The 7,016-nt window shown below is 57.7% G+C and carries 8 protein-coding genes; 2 read left to right on the forward strand and 6 right to left on the reverse strand.

The features are described from left to right. From VIH17_02010 to VIH17_02030, 5 genes are all read right to left on the reverse strand, one after another. A partial coding sequence (locus VIH17_02010; protein ID HEY4682007.1) for a heavy metal-binding domain-containing protein occupies window positions 1–306 on the reverse strand: 306 nt, incomplete at its 3' end. Between the two features lie 10 nt (window positions 307–316). Further along, the gene (locus VIH17_02015; protein ID HEY4682008.1) at window positions 317–1,687 is read right to left on the reverse strand and encodes a TolC family protein; all 1,371 of its coding nucleotides are present in this window, start codon (window positions 1,685–1,687) and stop codon (window positions 317–319) included. A 214-nt stretch (window positions 1,688–1,901) separates the two neighbouring features. Beyond that, complete coding sequence (locus tag VIH17_02020) at window positions 1,902–3,323, reverse strand: sigma-54 dependent transcriptional regulator (GenBank protein HEY4682009.1); 1,422 nt, start codon at window positions 3,321–3,323, stop codon at window positions 1,902–1,904. Further along, window positions 3,320–4,441: an ATP-binding protein gene (locus tag VIH17_02025; GenBank protein HEY4682010.1), complete on the reverse strand. Its 1,122-nt coding sequence runs from the start codon at window positions 4,439–4,441 to the stop codon at window positions 3,320–3,322. Before VIH17_02025 ends, VIH17_02020 begins: the two co-directional genes overlap by 4 nt. A 97-nt stretch (window positions 4,442–4,538) precedes the next feature. Further along, on the reverse strand, window positions 4,539–4,898 hold the full coding sequence (locus VIH17_02030; protein HEY4682011.1) for a hypothetical protein: 360 nt from the start codon (window positions 4,896–4,898) through the stop codon (window positions 4,539–4,541). A gap of 425 nt (window positions 4,899–5,323) precedes the next feature. On the opposite strand from VIH17_02030, the gene VIH17_02035 reads away from it, so the two are divergent. Then, on the forward strand, window positions 5,324–5,758 hold the full coding sequence (locus tag VIH17_02035; GenBank protein ID HEY4682012.1) for a DUF302 domain-containing protein: 435 nt from the start codon (window positions 5,324–5,326) through the stop codon (window positions 5,756–5,758). Between the two features lie 148 nt (window positions 5,759–5,906). Further along, window positions 5,907–6,668, forward strand: coding sequence for a hypothetical protein (locus VIH17_02040; protein HEY4682013.1), 762 nt, complete (start codon window positions 5,907–5,909; stop codon window positions 6,666–6,668). A 156-nt stretch (window positions 6,669–6,824) separates the two neighbouring features. On the opposite strand, the gene VIH17_02045 is transcribed toward VIH17_02040, so the two are convergent. Next, the coding region (locus tag VIH17_02045; protein ID HEY4682014.1) for a hypothetical protein at window positions 6,825–7,016 on the reverse strand (192 nt) is incomplete at its 5' end.

The following is a 7,016-nucleotide window of genomic DNA, read 5'->3' on the forward strand; positions in this document are numbered from 1 at the left end:
TTCATCGGCATAGACCGGCACGAGGTCCATGCCGCAATCGGGCGCCGTACCGGGCTTATCCGACTTATAAGCCGGATGCATCGGGTCAACCCAATAGAGGATTTTTCGCTCGCCGGCCGCGGCGCGCTTTTCTTGGCTGGCCGTTGCCTGCTCGCCGGGTGAGCCGGCGGGCATGGCGTGCTGACGAGACGCCGGCACGGCCTGGGTTGCTTGCGGAGCAGCGGGGACGCCTCCGGCCAGCCAGCTCAAACCGCCGAGCAATCCGGCGGCAACAACTGCGAACAAGATTCCCTTCCCTGAATTCATGGTGGATACCTCACTTTGTAAGACTCATGCCGACGATTGGCTCCATGCGCGCCAGAGCCTTTTGGTAGTTGGTCAACTCCTGATAGTAATTGATTTCGTATTCCAGCACGGTGGTGAAGTTGTTGAGCATCGTCAGAAAATCAACCATGCCCACCTCGTAACTCGCCAGCGAAGATTCGAGCGCCAGAGTGGACTGGGGCACGATGGCCTTGGCGTAGAGATCGGCCAGCGCCTCCGATGCCCGGGCCATCAGGTATTGCTCCTTGAGCGAGTAAAACATCTCGATCCGGATGTTTTCCTCCATACGCTTTGCTCCCGCCAGCATCAGGGCGGCCTCATTGACCCCTTGCCGCTGCTTATTCTTGTAAAAAACAGGAATCGTAGCTGAGAAACGAGCTCCCCACATCTCCGGCAGACCCGAGGACCGGTTCTGATAACTGAAGCCGACCGAAAAATTCGGATAATATTCTTTTTGCGCCAGGTTCACGACGAACTGGCTCTGCTCGATGAGCTCTTGCTGTCGCTTAAGCTCGGGGTAATTTTCGGTAGCGCGCTCGGTCAATTCTTGGAGCGAGTACACCAGGGGTGATTTTTGCACTTCCCCGGGAGCGCCCATCGGCGTCTCCGGCGGGCGATAGATCAGGGTGTTGAGGCGGGCTTCGGCCGTTCGTTTGAGCTGGTCGAGCACCGTGAGACGCTGCAACAGCCGCGAGATTTCTACTTGCGCCCTCAGTACATCTTGCTGGATGCCCTTGCCCACCTTGTACTTTTCCTCAGCAATCTTGGCGAGTTTGTTGAGAAGGTCGCGATTCTTCTCGGTAATGGCAATGGCTTTGTACAGGTAATAGAGATCGTAGTAGGCAACCTTCACCTCGCTCACCACCCGCCGGCGAGCGTTCTCATAATCCCACCAGGCTGCGTCCGCATCCTTGCCGGCAATCCGGCCCCGAAGGCCGCGCTTGCCCGGAAAGGGGATTTCCTGACTCGCCTCAATCTGCCGAAAACTGCTGGGATCGTCTCGCTGTTGCGTGAAAGGCGGAATGAGGTTTCCCATGTAGGCGAACGAGACCATCGGATCCGGATAGGCCCGGGCCTGCGGGACGCGCGCTCGTTTCGCTTCCACCACCCGCAACGCCGCCTGGATGCCCGGGTTGTTCTTTTCGGCCTCCGCAGTAAGCGTCTCCAGGGAAATCTCCTGAGAGCCAGCTTGCGGCGGGGACCCTGCCGGCGAGGTTGGCGCAAGCGTCTCGAAGCGAACCGCAAACGCTTGTTTCGTTCCTTGCCCCGCCCCGCTTTTCGCTTCCTCGGCTCTGAGCAAGGGCAGCGTGCCCATCACCAAAGGCAACAACAGACCCACCCACCTCAGTCCTGTGCAACGCATCTTGAAACCTCACTTTTCTTAGCTTTTCTCACTTCGCCTCAGACGACCGGCCAAGGCAGCGATGGACTGGAGCACGCTGGCTGCCAGCGTGTGTTTGAATAAATCCCCTGATTCCAATTAATTGCCAGATGGCAGGCGAATTAGAGCCAGCGATTGCCTCAACTGAGGCACAGGGGTTGGCCGATTTCCGTCAAGGCTAAGCCCGCCGCGGGGGCTAGCTTGTTTCTTGCGTATGCTCAGCAGGCTGGTTTTCCGGAGCGGTCTGGCTTCCCTCAGGAGGTTGGAGCCCATATTTTTCCATCCGGTAGATCAGCGTCTTACGGCTGATATCGAGGAATTTGGCTGCCCGCGTCTGATTCCAGTTGCATTTTTCGAGGGCGCGCTCAATCAGGGCTCGCTCGACCTCTTCGAGGTTGATGCCGGTATCGGGAAGCTCCAGCCAGATGTTTCCGACGAAGGGCCGGACGGAGTGGATGGGCTCCGGCAGATCGTCCGCGCCCACAGTTTCTCCCCGGGCCAGGACAATCATTCGCTCGATGATGTTTTGGAGCTCGCGTATATTCCCGGGCCAGTTGTAATGCATCAGTCGAGGAAGGATCGAGGAGTCATAGCGCATGCCTGGGCGCCCGCGTTCTTCGCTGTAACGACGGAAAAAATGCTCGAACAGGGCGGGTATGTCATCCTTCCGCTCGCGCAAAGGCGGCAACTCAATGGGCACGACCGCCAGCCGATAGTAGAGGTCTTCCCGGAAAGTTCCGTCTTCGATCATTTTCTTGAGATTACGATTGGTGGCGGCAATGAACCGGACGTCCACCCGGACGGGTTCAAGCGACCCGATCTTTTCGAGCTCTCCTTCCTGGATCGCCCTCAGCAATTTCACCTGGAGTTCCGGAGAAAGTTCGGCAATCTCATCCAGGAACAGGGTGCCTCCATCAGCCACCTCCATCTTCCCCCTCTTATGTGCGACGGCCCCGGTAAAGGCGCCGCGAAGGTGCCCGAACAGTTCTGATTCGATTAGCGTCGGCGGGATGGCAGCGCAATTGATGGTGACAAACGGTTTGTCCTTGCGGCGGCTGTTCAGGTGGATGGCGCGGGCCAGCAACTCTTTGCCCGTTCCGCTTTCGCCGTATATCAGCAACGTCGAATCCGCTTTGGCCACCCGCGCTGCGGTTTCGAAGACGTAGCGAATCTTGGGCGAGGCCCCGATCATATTTTCGAAAGAGAAGATCTGCCGGACCGCCTCCCGGAGATTCTGGTTCTCTTCCACGACCGAGCGGTGCTCCAGCGCCTTGCTGACCACCAGCTTGAGCTCCTCGGGATTGAAAGGCTTGGTGAGGTAATCGTAAGCGCCGCTCTTGACGGCTTCGACGGCAGCGTCAATCGAGCCGTAAGCCGTAAGCAGGATCACCAGAACCTCTGGAAAGCCCTGGCGCACCCGTCGCAGCAATTCCATTCCATCCATGCTCGGCATGCGCACGTCGGTGATCACAAGATCCGCCGGCTCCGTCGCCAGCGATTCGAGCGCCTGGCTCCCGTTCTCCGCCACCCGCACCTGGTAGTGTTCGGCAAGAGTGAATTCGATGACCCGGCGCATGCTGGGATCGTCATCCACAACCAAGATCCTTTCCGATTTCATGCCTCGCCTCCAACCTTGACGGTCGGAAAAGTAATCGAGAACGTCATGCCCGGCCCGCGATTCTTCGAAGCACGGAGGTGTCCGCCTTGCTGCTCCACCAGTTGATGGGCGATGGACAGGCCAAGGCCGGTGCCGTTTTCCTTGGTGGTGTAGAAAGGATCAAAGATCTTCTCGAGCTCCGCTTCCTCCACACCACAACCCTGGTCTGTCACCTGCAAGTTCAACCCGTCGTCGCGCCCGAAGGCGCGCACTCGAATGTCCCCGCCCTGAGGCATGGCCTCCATCGCGTTCACCATCAGGTTCAGCAGCACCTGCTGCATCATCCCCGGATCCAGTTGCGCCTCCGGCAGCGCGGGAGATAGTTCGGTGAGGATCCGGACATGCCCCTGGCTGGCCCTGTCTTTGATCAAAGGCAGCACCGAGTTCATCACCTCGCCGATGGCCACCCGCTTCAACTCCGCCTTTCGGGGACGGGCAAAATCCAGAATGTGTTCCACCAGGTTGTTGAGCCGCCGCGTCTCCCTGAGGACGATCGCTGAGAACTCCTTGCGGGCTTCAGTCGCAAGGTTGTCTTTTTGCAAGATTTCCACCGCCCCGCGGATGGCGCCGAGCGGGTTGCGGATCTCGTGAGCAAGACCCGCCGAAAGCTGTCCGAGAGAGGACAGGCGGTCGGCGCGGCGCAATTGTTCAAAGGAATCCTGCAACTCGCGATAGACGCGGCTCAACTGTTCGGCCGTCTCCTGAAGCTTCTTCCGCTGCCGCTTTTCTTGATCGGCCAGCACCCCGGCGATTGTTCCCACCACAAAGAACATCACAATCTCAACGTACTGGTTGATGCTGTACGCATGGTAGGCATGCCATGCGATCACGATGTGGGGCAGGTAGCAAATCCCCGAAAAGGCTGCCGCGAGGATTCCTCCCCGGAGGCCGTACCAGAGGGCGGCCAGAATGATGGGCAGGTAGTAGGCTCTCTGAAAAATTTCGTGAAGGAAGATCTGGCGCGTGCTCGTGACGTAGTGCAGAAGAGAGACCAGGACAATCCCCAGGGCAAGCATGCCCGGCCTCGTCAAACGGCTACGGCCGAATCGCGCCAGAAAACCACCGCGCCAGGGATTCATACGTTGCTCAAATGAACTTATCTGCAAACCCACCGGCCAAACACTCCCTGTCCCGCCTCATGGTATTCGCAAAAATCCGAAGAATCAATGATGACAATCAATGCCGCATCCCGTGATGTGATGACCGGCTCCCGCTTTTCCGGCAGTCTTTGACTTGCCGGGACATGGTCCCGTAGTGTCCGGCCATCATCGAACGGAGTTGTTGCATCATCTCCCAGTGCTTCTTCATTTCGGCCTTGAGCGCTGCCGGGTCCTCGATGCCTTGCATCTCCTGGAAATGCGCTGAGATTTCCTCAACAAGCTTTTCGATCTCTACACCCTCCTGCAAGATAGCAGTGCGTTGCCGAGCCTCCTGCTCCGAGGCCGGGGGCTGGCCCTGGTGATCATGCTGGGCCGACACTCGCAAAGGAAGCGCGAACATAAACAGAGTGATCCCCACAAGAATTGCTGTCCTCATTTCTCCTCCACGAATTGTCTTCAGCCTTTAACTCACAAGATGGTATTCCCCTCTCGAACTCTTCCCGTTCTTTCTGTTTTGGCGCGGCTGCCCGCTCCCGAGCGGTCGGTGAAGTGAGAAGAAGCCGACCGCCTCTCTGTGCTTTGGCAATTCCTTCACCAAAGCACTTTGTGCAGTTTCGTACCTCATTTTTCAGTAGTTACAGGATGGCCGCGGCGAGCCAGCGGGGTGTGATTGCCTGAAAAGGTACAGGCTTGACAGGCTTGTTGGCGGAAATCAGCCAAGCGAGACATTCACTCCAGCCCAACGGCTGCAGAGGGTTTCTTCCGAGGCTGAGGCCAAAGGACTTCTGGTATTTCATCGCAACCCTTTATGGCAGCTCGAATGCTTCCTGACGGAATTGGAGAGATGGAGGGCCACCGGCAATGATTTCGACTCGCGGATTTTCGATGTCCACCGCAGTTCCCCTCAACTTCAATGATGTCTTGCGGCATCTGTGGGAGGCTTTGCGGCGAGAAGGCCTAGATATCGTAGCTGAACTCGACCTGGGCCACTTCATCGAACACCGGACCGGCCTTCGTCGCTCGCGCTATGTAATTTTGGCGGTCTGCAACCCCGTACTCGCATTCCAAAGTCTCCTCAGCGACCGCGATATTGGGGTTCTCCTCCCGTTCCACGTAGTCGTTGCCGAAGATGGCCTACAGACACTCATCGCCGCCCTGAATCCAGGTCTGATCGGCGACCTGAGGGGCAAGATCGGATTTCAACTCTTGGCACGTGACGCCGTCGAAAAGTTTCGTCGCGCCATGGCAGCGGTCGAGGCGCTCGCGCCCGAAGCTGCGGACATTAAATGGGGATAGGAAGATGAAAGCGCTATTGATCTATTTCATTGGGCTGGCAGTCTTCGTCGTTTTCATGCGAATCCGTTCTCGGTGGAACCGACCGGCGGGCCCCAAATTTCTTCACTGAACTGCGAGCGGTGTGACACCCCGCGGAGAAGTGGAGGGCGTGAGTCGTGATCGGGGAGACGATGGCGGGGACGATCCTGTTTATGGTCTTCATCGTGGCGGCGCTCTGCGCCATTCCTTGGTTAGGCAAGTGGCGGAAGTCTTCCAGGAACAACTCCGCGCGCGCAAGTTCGCCATCTCCACACTCAGCGCAGGACCCGAGACAAACGGGAAGAACATGACGTGGTTCTCAAAAGAGAAACCGAGCGGCCTCCGAGATCGAACTACAGTGCTTCTCGAAATGATCGAACCGGGTCACCGATTGGTCGAGACCTTCTGCGCCAAAGGCACTTGGAGCTTGCAAGATTTGTCTCGGTTTCTGGGCTTGCTTCGAAAGATGCTTCAGGGAACCGTAGCCTTTGCCGACGTGCGGGTCGCAACACAAATGTTGTTTTGCGTTTCGGCCGATGATCCAGCCGTGGTGCTCACCTTGGAGCGACACCATGCCTTCCGGCGCCTCTGCGAACTGCTGACGAGGGAGGGAATGAACCTTTTTGTCCCCGACGCCTTTCGCCGGTCCGAATTTGCGGATAACTATCTGAGAGCGTTGTTTCCCCGGCTTTCGCTGGTGGTCTTGCCGTTTCACCTTCTGGCAGCTTCAGGTTGCTTTGGTGTCTTGAGCGGCGAGCGGAACCATTTCAGCAAGGAACGAATCGTCACCGTGGTTGCTTTGCTGGACCGGGTGTTCAACGAGCAACGGGTAATCAGGATGCAGTTGCGCCAAACCTTCTGCGAAACCCACAGCATGTGCTTGGTGAGCTGAGACGAGATTGAAATGCGAGACGGAGCAATGAGTGTGGAAGACCGGATCTGGGTCGTCCAATATATCCGGGATGCAATCGAAGAGATTCGGGAGAATGGATTTGGCTGCTTTTTCCCCGGCACTTCGCTCTGTGTCAACTACGGCCGCCTAGGTGATTCAGCCGGTTGCAGGGAATGCCTTCTTCTGCACCACGTTCCCCAGAAGCAACGCCAAGATGCTTTGCCTTGTTTCCGGATCGTCCTGAACGGCGGGCGCTCGCTCCTGGAACTCTGCCTTGAGCTCGACTCTCGGGACCTCGAAGAGGCCGTCCTTCGCTGGCTTTCCGATAGGGCGTCGGATCTCGTGCAT

The organism is Candidatus Acidiferrales bacterium (assembly GCA_036514995.1).
Taxonomy (GTDB): domain Bacteria; phylum Acidobacteriota; class Terriglobia; order Acidiferrales; family DATBWB01; genus DATBWB01.